The organism is Pseudoalteromonas sp. SR44-8 (genome assembly GCF_014163635.1).
Classification (GTDB): Bacteria; Pseudomonadota; Gammaproteobacteria; order Enterobacterales; family Alteromonadaceae; genus Pseudoalteromonas; species Pseudoalteromonas rhizosphaerae.
The window spans coordinates 52195-74403 of sequence record NZ_JACJDS010000020.1; the positions used below are offsets into that span (position 1 = coordinate 52195).

Genomic DNA, 22209 nt, shown 5'->3' on the forward strand with positions numbered 1-22209 from the left:
GATTTCATGGCATTATGGGGCGGACGTTTTTCTACGGGTCCAGATGAGGCGTTTAAACAATTTAACGACTCACTTCCCTTCGATTATCAACTCGCAGAGCAAGATATAGTTGGCTCTGTAGCGTGGGCAGGTGCCCTTAAGCAGGTTGACGTATTAAGTAGTGACGAACACAAAAAGTTAGTCGCTGCATTATATGAATTACTCGACGAAGTAAAAGCTGATCCACAAGCTGTGGCAACGTCAGGAGCTGAAGATATTCACTCACATGTTGAAGCTGCATTGATCGAAAAAGTGGGTGACTTAGCTAAAAAATTACATACCGGACGTAGTCGTAACGATCAGGTCGCTACTGACTTTCGCTTATGGTGTCGTGATACCGCCGCTCACATACTTACGGCGCTTGGTCAGTTAAAATGTGAGTTTATCGCTTTAGCTGAACGTGAGCTGGGCACTATCTTACCTGGTTATACCCATTTACAACGTGCTCAGCCATTGTTGTTTAGTCATTGGTGTATGGCTTACGTGGAAATGATCGAACGTGATGAAAGCCGTTTAGCAGATGCTAAAGCGCGAATGAATTTTTGCCCTTTGGGCAGTGGGGCACTTGCCGGTACTGCGTACCCAATTGATCGGCAAGCACTTGCCGTGGGGTTAGGTTTTACCGCTGCGACTAAAAATAGTTTAGATGCCGTATCAGATCGTGACTTTGTGGTTGAGCTATTAAGCTGTGCATCAATCTCTATGATCCATTTATCGCGTATGTCAGAAGATTTGATCTTTTATAATTCGGGTGAAGCGGGTTTCATTGAGTTAGCAGATAATGTTACTTCAGGCTCATCATTGATGCCACAAAAGAAGAACCCCGATGCGCTAGAGCTTATTCGCGGCAAAACAGGGCGTGTATTTGGTGCCTTTAGTGCCATGATGATGACGTTAAAAGCACTGCCACTTGCCTATAATAAAGATATGCAAGAAGATAAAGAAGGCTTATTTGATGCCATGCCAACGTGGCTAGCTTGTATTCATATGGCGCAAGCGTGTATCAAAGGTATAAAAGTAAATGGCGATCGTACTTTAGCCGCTGCTAAGGGCGGGCATTCAAATGCGACAGAGCTTGCTGACTATTTAGTCGCCAAAGGGATCCCTTTTAGGGAAGGTCATCATATTGTTGGTGTGTTGGTACAAATGGCTATCGCACAAGGGAATAACTTAGAAGATTTAAGTTTAGAACAATTCCAATCGGTGCATAGTATTTTTGCACAGGACGTATATGCTGTACTAGAGATAGACGCATGTATAAAAGCGCGCCAAGCACTTGGTGGTACATCTTTAGAGCAAGTTACAGTTGCAGTTAAAGATGCCAAAAAAAAACAGCAAATAACAGTTCGTGACGCTAATCTTGACGATGTAGAGTCAATTGCTAAATTGATCCAGCACTGGGCTACAGTAGGTGAAAATTTACCGCGTGCTAAAAGCGACATGGTACATTCAATCAATGAGTTTGCAGTTACCGAAGTTGCTGGAGAAGTCGCGGGCTGCGCATCATTGTATATTTATGATACTGGTCTTGCTGAAATTCGTTCACTAGGTATAGATCCTGAAACAGGTATTACAGGGCAAGGTCGTCAGTTAGTTGAACATTTATTAGTTAAAGCCAAAAAATTGGCACTCAATCGCATCATTGTTTTGACGCGAGTACCTGATTTCTTTGAAAAACAAGGTTTCACATTCTGTACTAAAGACAGCTTACCGGAAAAGGTAATGAAAGATTGTGAACTGTGTTTACGCAGAGACAATTGTGACGAAGTCGCAATGGAATTTATTTTAAAGCTAAGTACGAGTACGGAGATCCCGTGTAAAAACGTGGCTTAAAATCCCTGGATATAAAAAGCGTACGGTTATCCCTGTGCGTTTTTTTATGTCTAAATACATCTGGTATGACCTGTTGTTTTTACCTGTTTATTGTCAAGATCAAAAAAAGATCGTTTTTTAAAAATGTTGGATCGGTAATTGCTACCTATAAAGTATACGATGGCTCAGTGTGGGTTCATCTTAAAAAGCGCCAATAAATAATCAGAGCGCTAAAGCAACGGTAACTTGTTAAACAAGTTATTAATTCAACATTTATTGAAAGGATCAATCTAATGCAAATTACTGCTAACAACCAACTGCAAATGCAAGCATACAATTCTATGCAACAATCAAAGCCAGTACTTGAACAAAGCGCTAGTAATAAAACCCTACAATCTGATACAGTGTCTATATCTAATGAAGCTCTATTAGCGTCTAAAGGCGAAGCTGAAATTCAGCGTGGAGGCGGTGCCGTTTTTCCGTTCCCAGATAAAAAACCAAAGTAGGAATATGGTATTTCATGTTATTAACTGAGTTATTTGGTGTGTTTTCCTTATCAGCCCTAGTTGTCTGGGGCTTTTTAATGGCCTTTTTTTTTAATATCTTTATTTTTTCTTTAGGTATTAAAAGAAACACCACTTTATTGCTCAGTTCATTTGTAATGGCATTCTCGTATTTGATTGGCGATCATTTCTTTACTTGGCTATCTCCAACACCTGCCACTTATTTAGACTGGGCTATTTATGATATAGTCACCCTTGGATTTTTGGGAGTTGTATTTTTTTTCATTAATAAAACAACACCATCCTTTATCTATTTAATTTTAGGATTGTCTTTCAATATTATCTTTTTTATATTCATGTACATAGATTTATATATCTATAGAAACACTTCACCTTGGCTATTGTGGGACATCTACTCATTTGGGGTTAATATCGTTGATTTTACAATGATAGTGGCCTTAATTGTCGATCGTGACATTTTAGGGTTGATTAAGCTTAAAAATGGAATTAAAGCGTTATTTAAAGGACAACAGCAAAAGCATCTTGTTTAGCGTTTATGTTTATTAACGACACGATCGGCCCGTATATCGGTGTGTTTATCGAGTGGGGGTTTTTAATGGCCTTCCTATTCAACCTTGTTTCTAGACTTAATAATCCTGACAAAGCAGTTGTTCAGCTATCTTTTCTGATGGCATTTTCCTACATGGTTAGTGATTTTTATCGTTTATCCTACTCAAATTATCTAAATTGGCTTATCTATGATTTACTCACCATCGCTGTAATATTTGTATGGTTTATATATTGTAAAAGACAGCGATTCACCGCGCTATATTATATTTTACTTGGCTTGACACTTAATTCTCTTTTGATGCTTGTAACTCATTATGATATTTATATTTTGCATAACCTTGAGTCATGGTGGTTGTGGACTGTTTATTCGTATGGAGTAAATATTGTTGATTTATTAATGATATTTGCTCTGGTTGCTGAGAAGGATTTTTTATTCTTACGGATGTTTATTAATAAAATGAATAAGTTTTATCTATATAACCGCCATGGATTTGAGTAAGTTATGGAGTTATTAGAGCAATACTTTAATGTTTATTTAGCTTCACTGATCATGTGGGGCTTTTTGATGGCTTTTTTATATAATTTAGTAAAGAAATCTTCGAAACCAAATAATGATGCCACAATTATGTGGTTATCATTTATAATATTTTTCTCTTACTTACTCGCTGATCCTTTGCTCAATCTTTCACTGGGGATTGAGATAACGTCTAATTTTACAGGTTATTTAGTTTGGGCTTCATTGGATTTTATTACATTAGTCATAATTCTATTTTTTACAAGCAGAAAGTCAATACGAAGCTACCCAGCTAAGCTTTATATAGTAGTTGGTATTAGTGTTAACATGCTGTTGTTTTTTGCTATGTATACAGACATAGCACTTTTTGAGCATTACGAGCCTTGGTGGTTTTGGTTTTTTTATTCTGTCACGGTTAATGTGATGGATGTGATGATGATTATTGCTTTATTTTGCAATAAAGATTTTTTATGTTTAGTCCGTGGTTATAACCGATTGCGAGGCTTAAAAAACTAGAAGCCTCGCCTAAAAATTAAAATCGATACTCCCAGCTGGTTTTTAATGCGCTGTTGGTATCAGACTCGTTAGCAAGTTCGTCTTTATACACTGAGCCGCTGATCTTCCATAAACCACTAAAAATAGCCTGCTGATAACCAAGCTCTAATTGTAAGCGTTCAAACGTTTCAGCGACTTGAGTCAAGTCGGTGATGTCAGTTTTAAACCAACGTAACTTCGCATAGCTGCCATAACCGTTCATAGTATGATAATGCGCACCTAATACTGCTGATTTACTTTGCTGTGGTGTTGCAGAGCCAATTAAGCGGTCTTTATGATTATAGGCTTGGGCATAGTTCGTAAAGCTTTCATTAGCCTCATTACAGCTAAGTTGGGCCGTACAATCTTGTTGGGTATTTGAATATTCAAAATAGGTTTTTAATAACTGTTTTTGATCACCAAAAAAACTCTCAACGCCAATTGTATAAAAAGCATCACTTGGCGCTAAGCCACTGTCATTTTTTCCCATTATCTCGGTGTAAAATGCAATCGGTTGCTCTGCTATAGTGGTTGAGTATTTGGCATCTAAGCTTGTTAAGCGTTGCTTAGTTGTTATTACTTCCAGCGTATTAGGATTTACTTCTGTATTGGTTAAATAATCAGAGCTTGCGGTACTAAATGCAACCTCAAGTCCTGGTAGTGGTGTGCTGGCAAAGCGCATAGCCCAGTAGTCACCTTTTTCACCATTACTTAAATGTGGTTTTTGTTTTGCGTAAATACCAGTCAACTGCCAGTTACCTATGAATGATAACCAACTTGGGCCGACATATTGGGTGTTAGCACGGTTAATTCTTAGCCCTTTCATTGGTGCGGCATTATTCGACAGTAGTAATGCATTGTCGTTACCTGGTCCCCACCAATGGCTTACTTGTTCGGCGCTAACAGACCAGCCGCCGATTAATACTGCTAAGTAGCTGCCATGATAGTTTATGTATTCATCATCTAGTGCCTCATCAGCGTAATTAACACTGACTTTGGCGCTAACACGGTCGCCAGTGATAGAGCCATAGCTATTTATACCACTTTTTTGTTGATCGCGCTTACCAAAGCTTTGTTGCAAAGCTGGCTCACTATTGTAGTTAAGCCTGACACCAGAGCTACTGCCTTGTTTAGCTCTATTTAAGGCATGTTTTACGTGTTGATAAGCAAATTGACTCTGTGTTGATAAACTGCTGCTTTCAATTGTACTTAAATCTCTGGCAATACCTTGCCACATTAGGGGATAACTATTGATCGGTTGTTTAATCACACCTTGGTTAAAGAGCATTTCAATTGAAGCGCGTAATAAAGGGTCGTCACTTTCAATCCAAGGTGTTGCAAACGCCGGTGTAGCAATGGCAATTAAGGCGCTTAAATAGATATTTAACTTCATCCGTGTAACTTTTCCTGCAATGCTTTTACTACAATAGGGTGTACAAACTCACTGACATCGCCTTTATGACGGGCGACTTCTTTAACGAGGGTTGAAGAGATAAATGAGTTTTTTTCAGCTGGGGTTAAAAAAACACTCTCTAAATCAGGATTTAAACGACGATTCATATTGGCAAGCTGAAACTCATAATCAAAGTCAGACACAGCACGAATACCGCGGATCAACACATTCGCACTATGATCGCGTGCTAAATCAGCTAATAATCCAGAAAAGCCAATAACACTGACGTTATCTAAATGAGTGAGTAAACTATTGGCAATTGCTACCCGCTCATCAAGGCTAAAGCAGGGTTTTTTACTAGGGTTGTGAGCAACTGCAACAATTACAGTATCAAACATTTTAGCTGCCCGCTGGATCAGATCTGTGTGTCCATTGGTTAATGGATCAAAGGTACCAGGGTAAATTGCGGTGACTTTCATAAATATCATCTTAGTGTTATTTTGAGGGTTATATTAACAGTCTTTGTTGTCCAGATCAGCCTGCAAATTGCGACTGCATATTTTCATTTGTAAATGAGTTTATTTCAATAAGAAACAATAACTACGAATTATGGATTAGAAATTTTCAAGGTAGTATTTTATTGGATTATATTTGTATATACTGCGCGGCTAATAATACTGAGTGAATTATGGTCATTTACTCTAATAAAAATAATCAGAGTCGCAGGATATGAGTACCAAGGATAAAATAATTACAACTAGCATAATGCTATTTAACCAACATGGCGAGCGCGCGATAACAACCAATCATATCGCTTCTCACATGGGCATCAGTCCCGGTAATCTTTATTATCACTTTAAAAATAAAGAAGACATTATTCGCCATATTTTTGCATTATATAGTAAGCATTTGCACACTCAGTTTGTGCCAATGGATAAGCAGGATGAAGCACTGACACACTTAACTGGGTATCTTGATGCTTTGTTTGAGTTGATGTGGCGTTTTCATTTTTTCTATGACAATTTGGGTGATATTTTATCTCGCGACGAAGTACTGAAAAAAGACTATATTGAGTTCCAAGCAGCTTTGTTAAGCCAAGTGCGCGAAATTGTAATTGGCCTGCGTGAAGTTGGTATGATTGCAATTGACGATGAAGATGCTGTTGAGCTTGCTCACATGCTAAAAATTACTGTCAGTTTTTGGACTCCTTACATTAAAGCTAGACGGTTAAGCGGTGAGTTAATTCAGCAAGATATTTATAATGGTATCTTAAAAGTGTTAGCACTTTTTAAAGCATTTGGTACAGAGCAAAGCATCCCAAAAATTAACTTGTTACGCGAAAAATACAGTAAATTAGCGGCACAGGCAGGTGCCGTTTAATTAAACGCAGCGGTTGTTTATTTCCTAGACGTTAGATTTTTTGTTATAATCCCGCGCCCAACACGTGGGTGCGTGAATCCTAAATATTGTCTAACGAGTAAACTATGCTTAAATTTATCGTCAAACTCCATCCTGAAATAGCCATTAAAAGCCGTTCTGTGCGAAAACGTTTTACTAAGTTGTTAGAGAACAACATTAAAATTGTATTACGCAAGCTTGACGAAAAAGTACAAGTACAAAATAACTGGGACAATATATCCGTCGTAACTAAATTAGATGACGCGCAAATGCGTATTGATTTTATCGATGGCTTACAACGGATCCCAGGTATCGTGCAGTTTATTGAAGTGACCGAAACTAACTACGAAAACCTGCACGATATTTACGAAAAAGCGCTAGATATGGTTGGTCACACTGTTGTTGGCAAAACATTCTGTGTGCGTTGTAAACGCCAAGGTAAGCATGATTTCACTTCTACCGATGTAGAGCGTTATGTTGGGGGTGGGTTAAATCAACACGTCGATGGCGCCAGCGTAAGACTGAAAAATCCTGAAGTAACTATTCGCCTTGAAATTAAAGATGATAAAGCTTACGTAGTAACGCACACCCATCATGGTATGGCCGGTTTCCCATTACCAACGCAAGAAGATGTCTTGTCGTTAATGTCAGGTGGATTTGACTCGGGCGTTGCTAGTTATCAAATGATCCGTAAAGGCGCTCGTACGCACTTTTTGTTCTTCAATTTAGGTGGTGCAGCGCACGAGATTGGAGTTAAACAAGCCAGCTACTATATCTGGAAGCAGTTTAGCTCAACCCATAAAGTTAAATTTATCAGTGTTGACTTTGAGCCCGTTGTTGCCGAAATTTTAGAAAATGTTGAAAACAGTCAAATGGGTGTGATCCTCAAACGTATGATGATGCGTGCAGGCAGCCAAATAGCTGAAAAAATGGGGATTCAAGCGCTTGTTACCGGTGAGAGTCTAGGCCAAGTTTCAAGTCAAACATTAGCCAACTTAAGTGTGATTGACCGTGTTACCGAAACGCTTATATTACGCCCGCTGATCCAACACGACAAACAAGAAATTATAAACATCGCTCGTAAAATCGGCACCGCAGAAATGGCCGAAACTATGCCGGAATACTGTGGTGTGATTTCTAAAAAGCCTACAGTTAAAGCTAAAATTGCCGTAGTAGAAGCTGAAGAGCAAAAGTTTGATTTTGATGTGCTCAATACTGTTATTGAAAACGCACGTATTATGGATATTCGTGACATTGACGTTGAAGCTAAACAAGAGCTAAAAGAGGCAGAGTCAGTTTCTGATTTACCAGCTGATGCAGTTGTTGTTGATATTCGCTCGCCGGAAGAAGAAGATGCAGCACCGCTTGAAATTGATGGGATAGAAGTTGTGCATTTGCCATTTTTCCGCTTAGCGACCAAATTTGCAGACCTACCGCAAGACAAAGACTACTACTTATATTGCACTAAAGGTGTAATGAGTCAGCTACAGGCGCTTATTTTACATGAAAATGGCTTTGCCAATGTTAAAGTTTATCGCCCGTAAGGTTGATAGTTATTAATAACAAGCGCGAGTTAAATCGCGCTTTTTTTATGTCTGATAGCATCGAGTAAAGATTGATTGTGAGGGGTATTAATACCTAGTTGATTACCTTTTTGGCAAATATAACCGCACATCGCGTCAATTTCTGTGATGCGATTATGGGCGACATCTTGATGCATTGATGAGTAATTGTTTTTGGTATCACTCATCACTTGATAGGCGTTCGCTAATGCTTCAGCAAGTCGCACATTAATACCTAGTTTATTTGCTACGGTACACGCTTCGTTTAAGATATTTAAAATTATGCCACTAAACTGTGGTGCAGTCAGTGCGCCATTTTTCACATTGTGCAGCGCACTGAGTGGATTAATAGCAATATTAACGAGTAATTTTTCAAAGCGTAATTGTTGTATATTATTTGTGGTTGTTAATTCAGGAATAGCGTTTAGTAGATTTTTAACTTCAGCGAGTTGTGTTTTTGCTTGCTGGTTACAATCACCTAAAATGCTGCTCCCGATACCAGTATGCAACACACTAAAAGGTGTATCTTTGTAGCCCGCTAAACGTGTTGTTAAAAAGTATAGTCCTTGTTGTTTTGTAAGTTCGCTATTTATTTCATCTACATTACCCATGCCATTGTGAGATAAAATCAATTGGCATTGAGCGCTTAAAAAAGGCTTTAGTTGCCTAAATGCGGTGGCAACTTGATATGCTTTAACAGTAAAAATAACAACATCGACTTGGCCGTGCTCAGATAATTGAGTCAGGTTTGTCAGTTGGCAATTAATTGCTTGTTTTGGCGCGTTTGCTTGTTGATAAAAACGAGGTTCGTCAATAGCATGCTTGGTAAGTAGGGTAACCCTGTGCTGTTGACTCAAATAATGGCTATAGAGCAGCCCAATGGCACCATCGCCAACGACGAATATATTAGCCATTTTGATTCTTTTTAAAACGAGAATAAATACCGAACAACAAAAAGAAACTAGCAGCCCCAGAAAAGTCAGCAACAACATCAGCAACAGATGCGCTACGATAAGGGATTGTGCTTTGCATTAGCTCAATAGCGATGCCATAAAATGCTAATAACACGAGGTGAACGAATACAGGTAGCTTGAACGCTCTGACCATGACGGCTGCCAGAACAAAGAAAATAATAAAATGCACTAACTTATCTAGATGAGGCAGTGACGATACCCCAACGCCCCTAAAATCGCGGGCAAACAAAAAGGTAAATACCAGAATACTGATTAAAAATAGAGTTTGATAAACACGCCGAGTCACGAAAAATCCTAAATCGTTTAAAAATAGAACCGCAGTATATCAAACAAATTTCGTATCGCACCTGAACAAAGCATAGAAAAGTGTAAAGATTTATAAAATTTATATAGTATAATTATCGACAATATAAATTTGAATTAAAAATATCTTGTTAGGAGAGACTTATGCCTTCATTTGACATTGTTTCGGAAGTCGAAATGAACGAAGCAAAAAATGCTGTTGATAACGCTAACCGTGAACTTGAAACTCGCTTTGACTTTAGAGGCGTTGATGCGTCAATAGAGCTTAATGATAAAACCATTAAATTAAAAGCAGAAGCTGATTCACAGGTTATGCAGTTGTTTGATATTTTAGCGAGCAAAATATCAAAACGCGGTATGGACGTATCAAGTTTAGAGCTGCAAGATATTTCACGTGCGGGAAAAAATGTTTACCGTAATGTTGCGCTAAAGCAAGGTATCGAAAAAGATATGGCTAAAAAAGTCGTTAAAGCCATTAAAGACTCTAAAGTAAAAGTACAAGCCGCGGTCCAAGGCGAAGAAGTACGTGTAACGGGTAAAAAGCGTGATGACCTACAAGAAGCCATGCAAGTAGTGCGCAGTGCCGATTTAGGGCAGCCATTTCAATTTAAAAACTTTAGAGATTAGAAAGCTAGGAGCTAGGTTTCTAGGTGCTAGAAAAAGCCAAATTGCAGCAATGTAGTTTGGCTTTTTTAGTTTAGAACTTATGATTATACCTAGAACCTAGAGTGTTTAGATGTATAGCCGTCCATTGACTTTTGTGCTTAAAATAATCACAATAGCGACCTATTTTCAAGGTGCTTGTGGTTACTTTTCAAGGTTGTTGATTAAGTAAAGCAAGATAATCGGGAAGTTGGTGGCGTTTATAGGATATAAACGAAGTCCAACACTGCCCCCGCAACGGTGATACATACTTTTAGCTAAATTTATTAGCAAGTTATGTTAAGTCCGGAGACCGGCCTTGAAGTCAATTTACTATCACTTGTGCGGTGGGCGCGGGTCAGGGGATATCATGTTAAACAAATCTACTTTAGGCGTAGCAATTGCCGCTGCGTTGTCTTTTTCTGTGTCTGCAGAGCAATCAATAGAACGCCTGACGGTAACCGCTAATAAATTTGAACAATCAATTACTGATGTACTTGCCAGTGTAACTGTTATTGAGCGCAGTGATATTGAAAAAAATAACTATCGAGACTTACCATCAATACTAAGCAACATTGCAGGTGTTGATATTGTACGCAACGGTGGCTTTGGTCAAAAGGCTGATGTATTTGTTCGTGGCGCCACGGCAAAGTATACCTTGGTGCTGGTTGATGGCGTACGTGTCAGTGATGCAAGTTCTGGTAGCGTATCATTAACCAATATACCGGTTAACAGCATTGAGCGAGTTGAGATTGTAAAAGGTGCGAGAGCTGCAATTTATGGTTCTGATGCTGTCGCTGGTGTTATCAATATAATTACTCGTCAAGCAACTAATAATACACTATCTGCTACGTTGGGTACTGATAGCTATGAAAACTACCAGTTAGCAGGCGGGATTGTAAAAGATGCCGTTACTTTTCATTATAACTTAGGCTATGAAAATACTGACGGCTATGATGTAACAGGTAAAGATCCATCACAGCCAGTAACAAAAGATCATGATGACGACGGTTATACCAATAAAAATATTGGTTTTAACTTAGCATATAAAACTGAAAATGCCGGTGTATTTAGTTTGCTAAGCCAGTATAGCAAAGGCCAAGGCGAGTATGACAACGCTTACGGCAATGACGCATATGACTTTGAAAACTACACCGCTAAATTAGGCTGGAAAAAAAGCTCTGAGATTTATACACAAAGTGCCTCTGTGAGTACTTCTCAAGAAGAAAATATTCAAACAGGTACCGAAGATCAGCAGGTTTACAGTACAGAGCGAGTTGAATTTGAATACAGTGGTTTATATACACTAACTAATACGGTTGATATTACCGGTGGTGTTAATTTTTTGAATGAAGACTTATCAGGCTCTTCGGCAAAATCATCTGAAGAACAGCGTGATAACACAGCACTCTTCGTTGGCGTATTTTATGATGATGATACTTGGTTAGGAAATGCAGTAGTAAGAACCGATGATTATGATTTTCATGGTCGTGCAAATACTTACACAACAGGCTTAGGCTATCGAGCAAATAAATACATAACACTACGCTTAAGTCATGGTACAGCCTTTAGAGCACCATCATTGATCAATGCATTTGTTACAGATAGTCAATGGTATATACCTAACAATGATATAAAACCGGAAGAGTCTGTTAATAATGAATTTGGTATCACCTTAGATACTAAATGGGGTCGTTATGATATTGCTATTTTTGATAATAAGATCGATAACTTAATTGAGAATAAAATAGTTGCTGGAACGAGTAAGTATATGGCGACTAATGTCGAAAAAGTATCTATGCAAGGTATTGAATTATCAGCCGAGTTTGAAGGTTTGGGCTTTCAACATAATGTTAATTTGAGCTTGTTAGATGCCAAAGATGAAACAACCAATACGGATTTACCGCGTAGACCATCTGAAATGTTTAATTATGCGCTTGGTAAAAGCTGGGGCGATTTTGATGCTAATATAGCAATGCAATATCGTTCGTCGCGTCCTTCAATCTATGATACAGAGTTAGCTTCTTTCACGGTATTTAATTTATCAGTAAATTATCAAGTAATGGATGAGTTATCATTGCAAGCTCGCATTGAAAATATTACTGATAAAGAATATTTTGCGGCTAGTATAAGGGCTGCTGCTAACGGTGAACTGCTAGGCTACAATGCTGCAGGGCGACAATTTTTTGTTGGCGCAAGTTACCAGTTCTGATCTCGTTCTAGCTTAAATAAAAAAGCCCGACACTTTTGTTTGTCGGGCTTTTTTATATTTAGATGAAAATGCTTATTTAGCACTTTGCTTAGTTTACTAAAAACTGTTTATAGTCTTTTTCAAACTTTTTCAGCTTTGGTGCTATCAATAAACTGCAATAGCGTTGCTCAGGGTTTTCGTTGTAGTAGTCTTGGTGATACTGCTCTGCTGGGTAGTAAGTGGTTGCAGGGCTAACTTCAGTGACGATATCTTCGCGTATTTGGCTTTGTAATTTTGCAATATATTGATTAGTTTGCGCTTGCTGCTCGCTATCATGATAATAAATCACACTTCGATATTGGGTACCTATATCATTACCTTGGCGGTTTAGCTGAGTGGCATCATGCAGGGTAAAAAACATCGCCAGTAAGGTTTCATAGCTTATCAGGCTACTGTCAAACTTAATCTGTACAACCTCTGCGTGGCCGGTGAGGCCAGTGCAAATTTGTTTATACGTAGGCTCAGTTGTTTCGCCGCCAGTATAGCCAGAGCTTACTTGTAAAACGCCTTTCACGCGCCTAAACGCGGCATCAATACACCAAAAGCAGCCACCACCAAATGTTGCAGTTTCATTTGTTATACTCATTTAGTTGTTCCTTAAAGCTGTTAAATTACACGGATTATCTAGCGTAACAGAAGAACGAGCAAGGAGGTTTATTATTTCATTTAATTACGGCAGGGAAGTGTGTTGAAGTGAAAAGTAGCGTTGCTATGGGTTTGCAACGCTACGATGAGATTAAAGCTCTTTTAGCGGCCTTTCAGCTTCTTGTTGGTTGAGCTTTTGTTGTAAAAACTCAGGAGACTGAGTATTGCGAGCCAGCGCATAGTACGCCGCAGGAACAACAAATAGCGTAAGTATGGTTGCGACAATAACACCAGTAAACACCACTACACCAATTACCATACGGCTCTCTGCACCAGGGCCTGAGGCTAGCACTAGTGGCACCGCACTCATTACCGTAGTCAAAGAGGTCATAATAATTGGTCGCAATCTTTGGGTTGCTGCTTGTAAAATAGCTTCACTAAACTCTACGCCTTTATCGCGCAATTGATTGGTAAATTCGACAATCAATATACCGTTCTTAGCACTAAGACCAATCAGCATTACAATGCCTATTTGGCTGTAAATGTTTATGGTTAGTCCTGCAACCCATAAACCAAACATTGCGCCCATCAAACCCAGTGGCACAGTGAGCATGATCACAAAGGGGTGCATAAAGCTTTCAAACTGAGCGGCTAAAACTAAGAAGGTAACAGTAAGCGCTAGAATGAAAACATACGTCATCGCTGAGGCACCTTCATAATATAATTGCGATTCACCTTTATAATCAATGGCGCCATCAATTTCGTTTTCTTCCATTGCCACTTTATTTAAAAAGTTAAGCGCTTCTTCAAGGGTGTAACCATCGGCGAGGTTAGCGCTCAAAGTAATAGCACGCATTCGGTTGTAACGATTTAGCCTTGATGCAGTGGCTTCTTCTTTTAAGCTAATTAAGCTATCTAGAGGAACCAGTTCATCACTGCGAGATTTTAAGTAAATATTTGATATATCGGTAGGATCAGCAAAGTCAGCTTTAGTGCCTTTTAAGATCACATCGTACTCTTCACCACGGTCAATAAATGTGGTAACACGGCGTTGACCTAACATGGTTTCAAGGGTGCGGCCAACATCCGAAACTGAAATCCCTAAATCCGCCGCTTTGTTTTTATCAATACTGATCAAAAATTGCGGAAAGGTTTCTTTGTAGTCATGGTCAATACGCACCAGTCCTGGGTTTTTCTCTGCACGTTCAATGATCCGGTCTCGCCAATCAGCTAATTGTGCATAATCATTACCTTGCAGGACAAACTCAATGGGCCGTGATGAGCCACCGCCACCAATACCACGGCGCATAATAGCAAACGCGCGCACATCGGTGACTTCAGTCATTTTTGCACTGATCTCATCCATTACTTCCCAAGTTGAACGTTTACGTTCATCCCAGTCTGCCATACCAACAATTGCCACACCACCGCTGCCACCCCAGCCAGGAACGCGTACCAGCACTCGACTTAGTTCGCCCGCTTCGGAATAAGGCATTAAACGTTCTTCAATTTTTGCCATGTTGGCGGCGTTATTTTCATAACTTGCCCCTTCAGGGCCACTCATCATGATAAAGAAAGTACCACGGTCTTCTTTTGGCGTAAGTTCTGAAGGAATTTGTTGGAACAGTAAATAACTAACAAAACCAGCCAGCAGTAGGGTGATTGTTAAACCACCTGAACGCGTCATATTTGAGCGTAAAGAGTTTTTATAACTTTGCTCAATCTTACTAAAGATACGGTCCATCCATTGGCTGAATTTACTCTCTTTTGAGGATGGTTTAAGTACTAATGAACACAACGCTGGCGAGAGTGTTAATGCGGTAATGCTTGAGAAGAATACCGCGGCGCTCACGGCCATCGCAAACTCGGTAAATAATGCGCCGATACGGCCATCCATAAATACCAAGGGGACAAACACCGAGATCAGCACTAAGGTGGTGGCAATAATTGCAAAGCCAACCTCACGGGCGCCACGATAAGCGGCTAGTAGGGCAGGTTCGCCCAGTTCGATACGCCGGTGAATGTTTTCTAGCATTACAATCGCGTCATCAACAACCAAGCCAATTGCTAGCACCAGCGCCAGTAGTGTCAATAAGTTAATTGAGTAACCCATCGCCAATAAGAACATAAAGCTACCGACCAGCGCAACTGGGACTGTTACCGCTGGGATCAAGGTGGCGCGAATGTTCCCTAAAAATAAGAAGATAATTAATACCACCAAGGCCATAGAAATAGCCAAGGTTCTGTAAACCTCGTTAATTGATTCTTTAATGAATATTGACGAGTCGTAGCTGTCTTGAATAGTTGTGCCTTCTGGCAGGTTGCGTTTGATTTTTTCAAGTTCAGCACGGGCATTATCAACCACGGTAAGTGTATTCGCTTTAGCTTGTTTAACAATACCAAGGCCAACCATATTGCGGCCATTACCTCGGAATAAGCTTTCATCGTCAGCGGCTTCTAATTTTACATCAGCGACTTCACCAAGACGAACTAAGTAACCATCGTCGCCACGTTTAATTACTAGGTTTTGAAAATCACGCTGCTCTTTGTAACTACGCGCTGTTCGAACTGTAAAGTCACGGTCGATAGATTCTATCTCACCTGCAGGTAGCTCAACATTTTCAGTTCGTAGGGTGTTTTCTATGTCACTACTGGTTATGCCACGAGCAGCCATTGCTTGGCGGTTGAGCCAAATTTTCATGGCATATTTACGTTCACCACCAACACGTACATTGGAAACACCATCTACCACAGCTAAACGGTCGACAATAAAGCGCTGTGCATAATCAGACAGTTGCAATGAATCCATTGTGTCGCTATTGAGTAAAAACCATGCAATAGGGCTTTCATCACTGTTAGATTTAGATACTTCTGGCGGGCGTACTTGCTCAGGTAGACTATCAAGTGCGCGCGCTACACGTTCACGGACATCGTTTGATGCGGCATCAATATCACGGCTGATATTAAACTCAATGGTAATATTTGAGCGGCCATTTCTACTTGATGAATTAATGCTTTTAATGCCTTCAATACCGGAAATACGGTTTTCCAGCACTTGGGTAATTTTTGTTTCAATGATCTCGGCTGACGCTCCCGTATATTCAGTGCTTACACTGACTATGGGTGATTCAATATCAGGATATTCGCGCAGCGGTAACATCGAAAAAGCCACTAAGCCAAAGGTTAGTAACAGTAGGTTAATTACAATTGCAAAAACGGGACGTTTGACACTGGTATCAGTAATTTTCACAGTTTACCCCTTCACAGTAACTTTGCTGCCTGAGCGAATTTTAATAATTCCTTCAGTAACAATTTGTTGCCCATTACTAATACCTTCATCAATGGCAACCCAACCATTGTGACGACCTGCAACGTGAACCTCTACTTTAGTGGCTATTCCGTCTTCAATTTGAAAAACATAATGTTTATCTTGTTGTGGGATCACCGCTTTCTCTGGCACCATCATCGCTTGATTCGAGCTAAGTTGTAACGCGGTCTTGAGCAACATGCCAGGGCGTAATAAACCACTTTTATTCGCGAAGCTTGCTGTGACTTCAACACTGCGGGTGATTGAATCAATCCGAGCACTAACGTGCGTTACTTTACCGGTGAAGGTTTTTTCAGGGTAAGCATCATTTTGGGTCATTACTTTCATGCCAACGTTTAATTGCGCAAGGTATTTTTCTGGGACTTTAAAATCGACTTTAATAATGCTTATATCATCTAAGCTTGTAATAATTGTGCTGTTATTTACATACGCACCTACTGAGATCTGACGCTTACCTAAAATACCTGAAAAAGGCGCGGTAATAGTCATTTCAGATAATTTTGTTTTGGCGTTTTCAAGCTGAGCTTCGGTTGCATCAACGCGAGAAAGTTGCTCTTCGAGTAATGACTTTGCAGTTGCTTGTGAGCGAGAAAGCTCTGTTAAGCGTTCAAGTTGACGTTTTTCTTCGCGTAAGTTGATTGCCAGCTCTTTAACAGTGAGCTCTTCTTGCTGCGATTGTAATTGTACGAGCTTTTGACCTTTACTGACTAAATCACCGTCTTTGAAATAAATGTCAGTTACGTAATCATTTTGTGCGCTTTGTATATAAATTGCTTGATTAGCGCGGGCACTGCCGATAGCCTCAATGAGGACAGCATTTTCTTCACTTGCAACAGTGTGAGCGGTTACTTGCGTTGCATTAACTGTGAAGTCAGATTGCTCACCTTGGCTGCTTGGTAAATAAAGATAAACACATAGCCCCAAAAGTAGAGTAATAATAAATGGAAAGAGCGCTTTGCCAGATTGCTTTGCATACATTGTTAAAAATACCGGAGAATTAATTGCCTCTAGTGTACAAAATTACAGCGTGAATTGGCGGCCGCGTATCTCATAAATCTGTCGGTTAGGCGTAAAAGTTCAGTTGTTTTTCATTTTGTTCCCATTTTATGTTGGTGTGTGAGAGAGTTATGAAGTTAACGAGCAAATGTCCGCGTTGTATGAAAATACGTAAATTGATAATTTGGGCTATAATTATGTACGCTTTTTATATTGTTTTTTATCGTTATGGTTAAACGCAAAAACGCTGTTTTGAAATTGCGTGCGCAAGGTGCGCGCAATGGTATCGAAACTCTCACTGTCGGTGCGGTTGGGCTTTTATTTATAATGCTAGTTAATTTACTGCGGCCCGACGAAATTAGCATTTTCGAAATTTTCTTGGTGAGTTTATGTTTGGCTGCCATTTTTGTTGGGTTTTTAAAAACCCAAGAGCCATTTTACAGTTTAGTTATTACAGAAAAGGAGCTTACTTACCAGCATAAGTATGGCTGCTGGTGTGTTAAGCAAGAAAATCTAAATTACAGTGGTATTCCTAAAGTAGAACAAGAACTTGAGCAACTTGAGTTAAATGCTGTAGGTATCAAACTTAACGACACCGATGAATTTTTATTACAACTAGGACCAAGAATTGCAGGTAAATTATTGATCGAACAACGACATTTATTTATGCAAGTAATTCAAAAACATTGCAAAAATGGCAATTGCCCATCAGAATGGTTAGTTGAGGATAATCATTACACTTCTGTGAATGGTCGCAGTTTTAATGGCCTTATAGCCATGTTTGCTAATAGAATGCGACATCTACGACAATTAACAGGATATGACTTACTGTTACCAGCAAGTGTATTGGATAGAAGTATTTGGGATTTTAGCCACAGCTTAAATGCATGGCGGAATAACCCAGTAGTATTTATTGAATCTCAATTAGAGAGTAAGACGCCTGAAAATAGGCGTTAGTTAGTAGGATGAAGCGATGAGTCAAGATAGATCTTTTATTAAAAGTGGCAGAAATACCATAATCCATAAAGATAAAAAACTCGATTTAGTGATCGTGAATTCTGAAGTGCACCCAAAAATAAAGGTAACTCAACATGGTTTAGAACCATTCAAAGAAGAGTTGCCAAAAAACCGTCGTGAAGCTAAAGAACGCTATTTAGAAATGGTCTATGTTGGCAGTGTAGACGTATTTGGTGAAGAGAAGCGTTTACTGTTTATTCAGGCGTTAGATGGCCGTGAGTATAAGATAGATTATAGTAAAATAGGCACAAAGTTATTTGTCCGTATTCACCAAGATAGCTATTTATAACATCCTCTCTTTTGTATCTGGCATTGTTGTTGCTTAATTTATTGATTGGCGTGGCTATTAACATTAAGGCTATGTAATTTCAGTTTTAAATGAGGAATCAGTGCATGAAATCCCCCTTGATAGTTTTACCGTTATTAGCTGTATTGACAGCATGCGGTGGCGGCGGAGGCGGCAACGATAATCCCGTGGTTGCAGCATCCGTTTTTGCTGGCGATGATCAGCGCATTATTGAAAAAAGTGAATTTACTATTGAAGCCAAAGGTTCGCCTGTTGATGGTACTTTTACGTGGCAGCGAGTAAGTGGACCAATTATTGACAGTTTCCCCCTTGATGGTGCACTACAAACAATTACCGCCCCCGATATTAAAGCAAACAGCGAATTATTATTGCGTGTTAGTTATCAAACCACAGATGGTCAATTAGTAAGTGATGACTTACTGATCGAAATTGAGTCAAATAATCAGCTTCCTCAGGTTATTGTTACTCAAACTTCACCCGAAACACTGCCTTCTGATTATAAAGATACAATTACCTTAAGTGGCGCCAGTTCAGTTGATCCGGATGAAAATGGCCAAATTAATAGCTATAACTGGCAACAAATTGCAGGGCCAACGCTTGCTGTAGATAGTAATAGCAATGCAACAATTAGTTTCACTCATCCGTTACTTGATACCAACACGCAGATCACTTGGCTGTTAACAGTTGTCGATGATGAGGGGGGAGAAGCAAGCACGCAATATTCACATACCTTAAATAAAACCAGCGATGTGATTATTGCCAATGCTGGTATTGATCAGAGTGCTATTGAGCTGGAAAAAGTGACCTTAGATGCTACAGGTTCAGAAACAGTAACAGACACCTTTAAATGCTATTGGCAACAAATATCTGGCAATGCAATACTTGATAATCAGCAACAATGCATTACCTCTTTTACTGCACCAGCGACCGAAGCGGTTAACACGCATACCTTTGAAGTAACCGTGACTGATAGCAAAGGGCGCACAGATACAGACACCGTCAATATCGTGGTTAAATCAAAACCGCTTGGTTTGCTCAATGATACCGGTATGGATAAATGTTACAACAACACCCAAGAAATAGCCTGTACGAGCCCTGACTTTCCTCGCCAAGATGCTGTTTTGGGTCGTGACAGCGTCGCAACTACACATATAGAAAAAGTCGGTAAAGGTGAATTGGCTTTTGATTTTACTAAATTAAATGAGTTCGCAGATGAACTGAGTGATTCTGCAAGCAACTTTAGTTGTATTCGCGATAACGTAACGGGTTTGATTTGGGAAGTAAAAAGCCCTAATACAGGCACTTTGCCAAATACGGCGTTGCGTGAAGGTCAAAATCACTACACATGGTATTTAAATAGTGGCGATGGCGTACAAACGGGGAGTGTACAAGGGACACCGAATAGTACTTGCCCAAGTAGTAGTAACTGTAATTTGCAGGTGTATATTAATGCCGTCAATACACTCGATTATTGTGGTGGTACCAACTGGCGAGTGCCTACTTACACAGAGTTATTAACGCTACTTAATTATGGCAAGCATGGACAATCAATATTGCTTGATGAGAATTATTTTCCTAATACGCCTAATAGCAACTTATTAGAGGATGGACTAATTTATTGGACCTCACAAACTTCGGCCGATGGTACCAGTTTATCGCAAGCGTATGTTTTTGATATGAGTAACGGCAATGATCTGGCTTATCCAAAAGGTAATACCGCCTTTGTGCGCTTGGTTAGAACTGCAGGAGCATCGCAATGAAATCATTATTAGTTGGCTTACTGCTACTTAGTCCTGCCGTGATGGCTGTGCAGACTTGCTACACTGGTGTGACCGAAACAACACCCGCAACCCGTTTTACAGTTAGTGTTGATGGCACCGTTAGCGACAGTGTAACCGGGCTAATGTGGCAAACCTGTAGTTATGGACAAGGTTATGATGTTGCCACCAACAGCTGTATTAATAGTGCTGTAAAAGTAAATTGGCAAGAGGCGCTAAGAGCCGCAGTGAATGACCGAACAGGTGCATATACAGATTGGCAAGTACCTAATAATAAAGAGCTTGCTAGTATTTTAGAGCACAGCTGTGTTACCCCAAGTATTAATCAGTCTGTATTTTTAGGTAATAAAAGTGAAAACTATTGGACAAATACTTCAGGTATTGCCGATAAAACTTCAGCTTGGGTATACACCTTTGACAGAGGCCTTAACAGTTTGCACGATAAAACCTCATTTGTGTACCTACGTCTAGTACGTTATGAAAAGTAGCTAGCTTAGTTAATTGAAATACTGCTGCAATATCTCTAACCGCGCTTGTTCTAGCGCGGTTTTTATTGCTGCGCCCTTAATGCCTTGCGTAATAAATTGCTGCGGGTTAATTGCTTTAGCTGCTTTGGTTGCTGTTAATAATTTTTGATTAGCCAGTGATGCTGATTGGTTAATCTCAACGGCTTTAAGAACTGCCTCGAACCGTTCAGGGCGGCGCCATAAATCGAGTTGATTGCAGCAACGGAGTAGTTGCTGTGCGGTGATTGTTTGGCTACTTAAGGTTGCTTGGTGGGCATTAAGTTGTAATGCCAAATCGCGTACGTCATTTGGTAAACGAATAGTTTGACTGAGAATTTTAATCTCTTCTTGCGTCAATGATGCAGTGGCTTGTGCAAACAATAATGCCTGATCGGTTATATTTTGGCTTTGTGCGTAAGCGTAACGGTTTTTTAGTTGTTGATATAACTCATCGCTCCAGTTACCTGCTAAGGCAGGGCTGATTGCACTAAGCGCGCCTAACTGCGCTAAAATATTCAAAAACTCAGCAAATGCGCCATCCGTTAATGATTTTTCACATTCTAGCCAAATGCGTTCTGCGGTGAGTGTTTGTAACTCACCTTGGTTGATCATCTGTGTTAGCAATTGCTGGGTTTCTTCGGCAATCGTAAAACCAAGATAATGATAACGAGCTGCAAAACGGGCAACGCGTAATATACGTAGTGGATCTTCGCTAAATGCGTCAGATACATGGCGCAAAATGCGGTTGTCTAAATCTTGCTTGCCGCCATAAGGATCAATTAAGTTGCCATCTTGTGCTTTTGCAATAGCGTTAACGGTTAAATCGCGGCGGCGTAAGTCGTCTTCTAAGGTAACATCTGCTGAAAACTCGCAGACAAAGCCCGTGTAACCTTGGCCTTGTTTTCGCTCGGTACGAGCTAGTGCGTATTCTTCTTTAGTTTTTGGGTGTAAAAAAACGGGAAAGTCTTTACCAACTTGTTGATAGCCTTGTTTGATCAGTTGCTCAGGAGTTGCACCGACCACCACATAATCGCGCTCTTTGATGATTCGCCCTAATAGCTCATCACGAACTGCTCCACCGACCAAATAAACTTGCATAATTTCCCCTGAATATTAACTGTGCAAACTATTTTACGTTATTTAGCTAATAAAACGCTAACAAGGTTTTCACTTACGCTGTTTTTTTGCCATTATAGG

Annotated in this window: 20 protein-coding genes and 1 riboswitch; of the genes, 12 read left to right on the forward strand and 8 right to left on the reverse strand. The window is 39.8% G+C overall.

Annotated features, from left to right (window positions below):
• Positions 1 to 6 precede the first annotated feature (6 nt).
• The 4 genes from argH to H5183_RS11775 all read left to right on the forward strand — a co-directional run bounded on the left by argH (position 7) and on the right by H5183_RS11775 (position 3954).
• Positions 7 to 1872 (forward strand): argininosuccinate lyase, encoded by a 1866-nt coding sequence (gene argH, locus H5183_RS11760; RefSeq protein WP_182731755.1) that lies wholly within the window; start codon positions 7 to 9, stop codon positions 1870 to 1872.
• A gap of 272 nt (positions 1873 to 2144) precedes the next feature.
• Positions 2145 to 2357: a hypothetical protein gene (locus tag H5183_RS11765; protein WP_182731756.1), complete on the forward strand. Its 213-nt coding sequence runs from the start codon at positions 2145 to 2147 to the stop codon at positions 2355 to 2357.
• Positions 2358 to 2371: 14 nt separating this feature from the next.
• Positions 2372 to 2905 (forward strand): hypothetical protein, encoded by a 534-nt coding sequence (locus H5183_RS11770; RefSeq protein WP_182731757.1) that lies wholly within the window; start codon positions 2372 to 2374, stop codon positions 2903 to 2905.
• 521 nt (positions 2906 to 3426) lie between these two features.
• Entirely contained in the window at positions 3427 to 3954 is a 528-nt protein-coding gene (locus H5183_RS11775; RefSeq protein WP_182731758.1) for a hypothetical protein, read from the forward strand.
• Between the two features lie 16 nt (positions 3955 to 3970).
• Here the strand turns inward: H5183_RS11775 and H5183_RS11780 are convergent, their stop codons facing one another.
• Positions 3971 to 5365: a capsule assembly Wzi family protein gene (locus tag H5183_RS11780; protein ID WP_182731759.1), complete on the reverse strand. Its 1395-nt coding sequence runs from the start codon at positions 5363 to 5365 to the stop codon at positions 3971 to 3973.
• On the reverse strand, positions 5362 to 5844 hold the full coding sequence (coaD, locus tag H5183_RS11785) for a pantetheine-phosphate adenylyltransferase (protein ID WP_145235133.1): 483 nt from the start codon (positions 5842 to 5844) through the stop codon (positions 5362 to 5364). Before coaD ends, H5183_RS11780 begins: the two co-directional genes overlap by 4 nt.
• Positions 5845 to 6094: 250 nt before the next feature.
• On the opposite strand from coaD, the gene H5183_RS11790 reads away from it, so the two are divergent.
• Complete coding sequence (locus tag H5183_RS11790) at positions 6095 to 6745, forward strand: TetR/AcrR family transcriptional regulator (protein ID WP_182731760.1); 651 nt, start codon at positions 6095 to 6097, stop codon at positions 6743 to 6745.
• A 104-nt stretch (positions 6746 to 6849) separates the two neighbouring features.
• Positions 6850 to 8307, forward strand: a complete 1458-nt coding sequence (gene thiI / locus H5183_RS11795) for a tRNA uracil 4-sulfurtransferase ThiI (protein ID WP_182731761.1) — start codon at positions 6850 to 6852, stop codon at positions 8305 to 8307.
• A gap of 29 nt (positions 8308 to 8336) precedes the next feature.
• On the opposite strand, the gene H5183_RS11800 is transcribed toward thiI, so the two are convergent.
• Together H5183_RS11800 and H5183_RS11805 are read right to left on the reverse strand one after the other, a co-directional pair.
• Complete coding sequence (locus H5183_RS11800; protein ID WP_182731762.1) at positions 8337 to 9239, reverse strand: ketopantoate reductase family protein; 903 nt, start codon at positions 9237 to 9239, stop codon at positions 8337 to 8339.
• Positions 9232 to 9585 (reverse strand): VanZ family protein, encoded by a 354-nt coding sequence (locus H5183_RS11805; RefSeq protein WP_145235143.1) that lies wholly within the window; start codon positions 9583 to 9585, stop codon positions 9232 to 9234. The genes H5183_RS11800 and H5183_RS11805 overlap by 8 nt, the downstream gene beginning before the upstream one ends.
• Before the next feature lie 161 nt (positions 9586 to 9746).
• On the opposite strand from H5183_RS11805, the gene H5183_RS11810 reads away from it, so the two are divergent.
• Together H5183_RS11810 and H5183_RS11815 are read left to right on the forward strand one after the other, a co-directional pair.
• On the forward strand, positions 9747 to 10229 hold the full coding sequence (locus H5183_RS11810; RefSeq protein WP_182731763.1) for a YajQ family cyclic di-GMP-binding protein: 483 nt from the start codon (positions 9747 to 9749) through the stop codon (positions 10227 to 10229).
• 173 nt (positions 10230 to 10402) lie between these two features.
• Positions 10403 to 10581, forward strand: a riboswitch (cobalamin riboswitch).
• Positions 10582 to 10614: 33 nt separating this feature from the next.
• Positions 10615 to 12456, forward strand: coding sequence for a TonB-dependent receptor domain-containing protein (locus H5183_RS11815; protein ID WP_182731764.1), 1842 nt, complete (start codon positions 10615 to 10617; stop codon positions 12454 to 12456).
• A gap of 88 nt (positions 12457 to 12544) precedes the next feature.
• Here the strand turns inward: H5183_RS11815 and msrA are convergent, their stop codons facing one another.
• From msrA to H5183_RS11830, 3 genes are all read right to left on the reverse strand, one after another.
• Positions 12545 to 13081: a peptide-methionine (S)-S-oxide reductase MsrA gene (gene msrA / locus H5183_RS11820; protein ID WP_145235150.1), complete on the reverse strand. Its 537-nt coding sequence runs from the start codon at positions 13079 to 13081 to the stop codon at positions 12545 to 12547.
• 150 nt (positions 13082 to 13231) lie between these two features.
• Complete coding sequence (locus H5183_RS11825) at positions 13232 to 16330, reverse strand: efflux RND transporter permease subunit (RefSeq protein WP_145235151.1); 3099 nt, start codon at positions 16328 to 16330, stop codon at positions 13232 to 13234.
• Positions 16331 to 16333: 3 nt separating this feature from the next.
• On the reverse strand, positions 16334 to 17386 hold the full coding sequence (locus tag H5183_RS11830; RefSeq protein ID WP_182731765.1) for an efflux RND transporter periplasmic adaptor subunit: 1053 nt from the start codon (positions 17384 to 17386) through the stop codon (positions 16334 to 16336).
• 246 nt (positions 17387 to 17632) lie between these two features.
• Between H5183_RS11830 and H5183_RS11835 the strand changes: the two genes are divergently transcribed.
• The 4 genes from H5183_RS11835 to H5183_RS11850 all read left to right on the forward strand — a co-directional run bounded on the left by H5183_RS11835 (position 17633) and on the right by H5183_RS11850 (position 20994).
• Positions 17633 to 18361 carry a DUF2982 domain-containing protein gene (locus H5183_RS11835; protein WP_145235154.1) on the forward strand — a complete coding sequence of 243 codons (729 nt, stop codon included), beginning with the start codon at positions 17633 to 17635 and terminating at the stop codon, positions 18359 to 18361.
• A 16-nt stretch (positions 18362 to 18377) separates the two neighbouring features.
• Positions 18378 to 18710 carry a hypothetical protein gene (locus H5183_RS11840; protein ID WP_145235156.1) on the forward strand — a complete coding sequence of 111 codons (333 nt, stop codon included), beginning with the start codon at positions 18378 to 18380 and terminating at the stop codon, positions 18708 to 18710.
• A gap of 104 nt (positions 18711 to 18814) precedes the next feature.
• Positions 18815 to 20488 carry a DUF1566 domain-containing protein gene (locus H5183_RS11845; protein WP_145235158.1) on the forward strand — a complete coding sequence of 558 codons (1674 nt, stop codon included), beginning with the start codon at positions 18815 to 18817 and terminating at the stop codon, positions 20486 to 20488.
• Entirely contained in the window at positions 20485 to 20994 is a 510-nt protein-coding gene (locus tag H5183_RS11850) for a DUF1566 domain-containing protein (RefSeq protein WP_145235161.1), read from the forward strand. Before H5183_RS11845 ends, H5183_RS11850 begins: the two co-directional genes overlap by 4 nt.
• 9 nt (positions 20995 to 21003) lie before the next feature.
• Here H5183_RS11850 and H5183_RS11855 read toward each other — a convergent pair whose 3' ends face one another.
• Positions 21004 to 22110, reverse strand: a complete 1107-nt coding sequence (locus tag H5183_RS11855; RefSeq protein ID WP_182731766.1) for a tRNA nucleotidyltransferase — start codon at positions 22108 to 22110, stop codon at positions 21004 to 21006.
• Between the last annotated feature and the right edge of the window lie 99 nt (positions 22111 to 22209).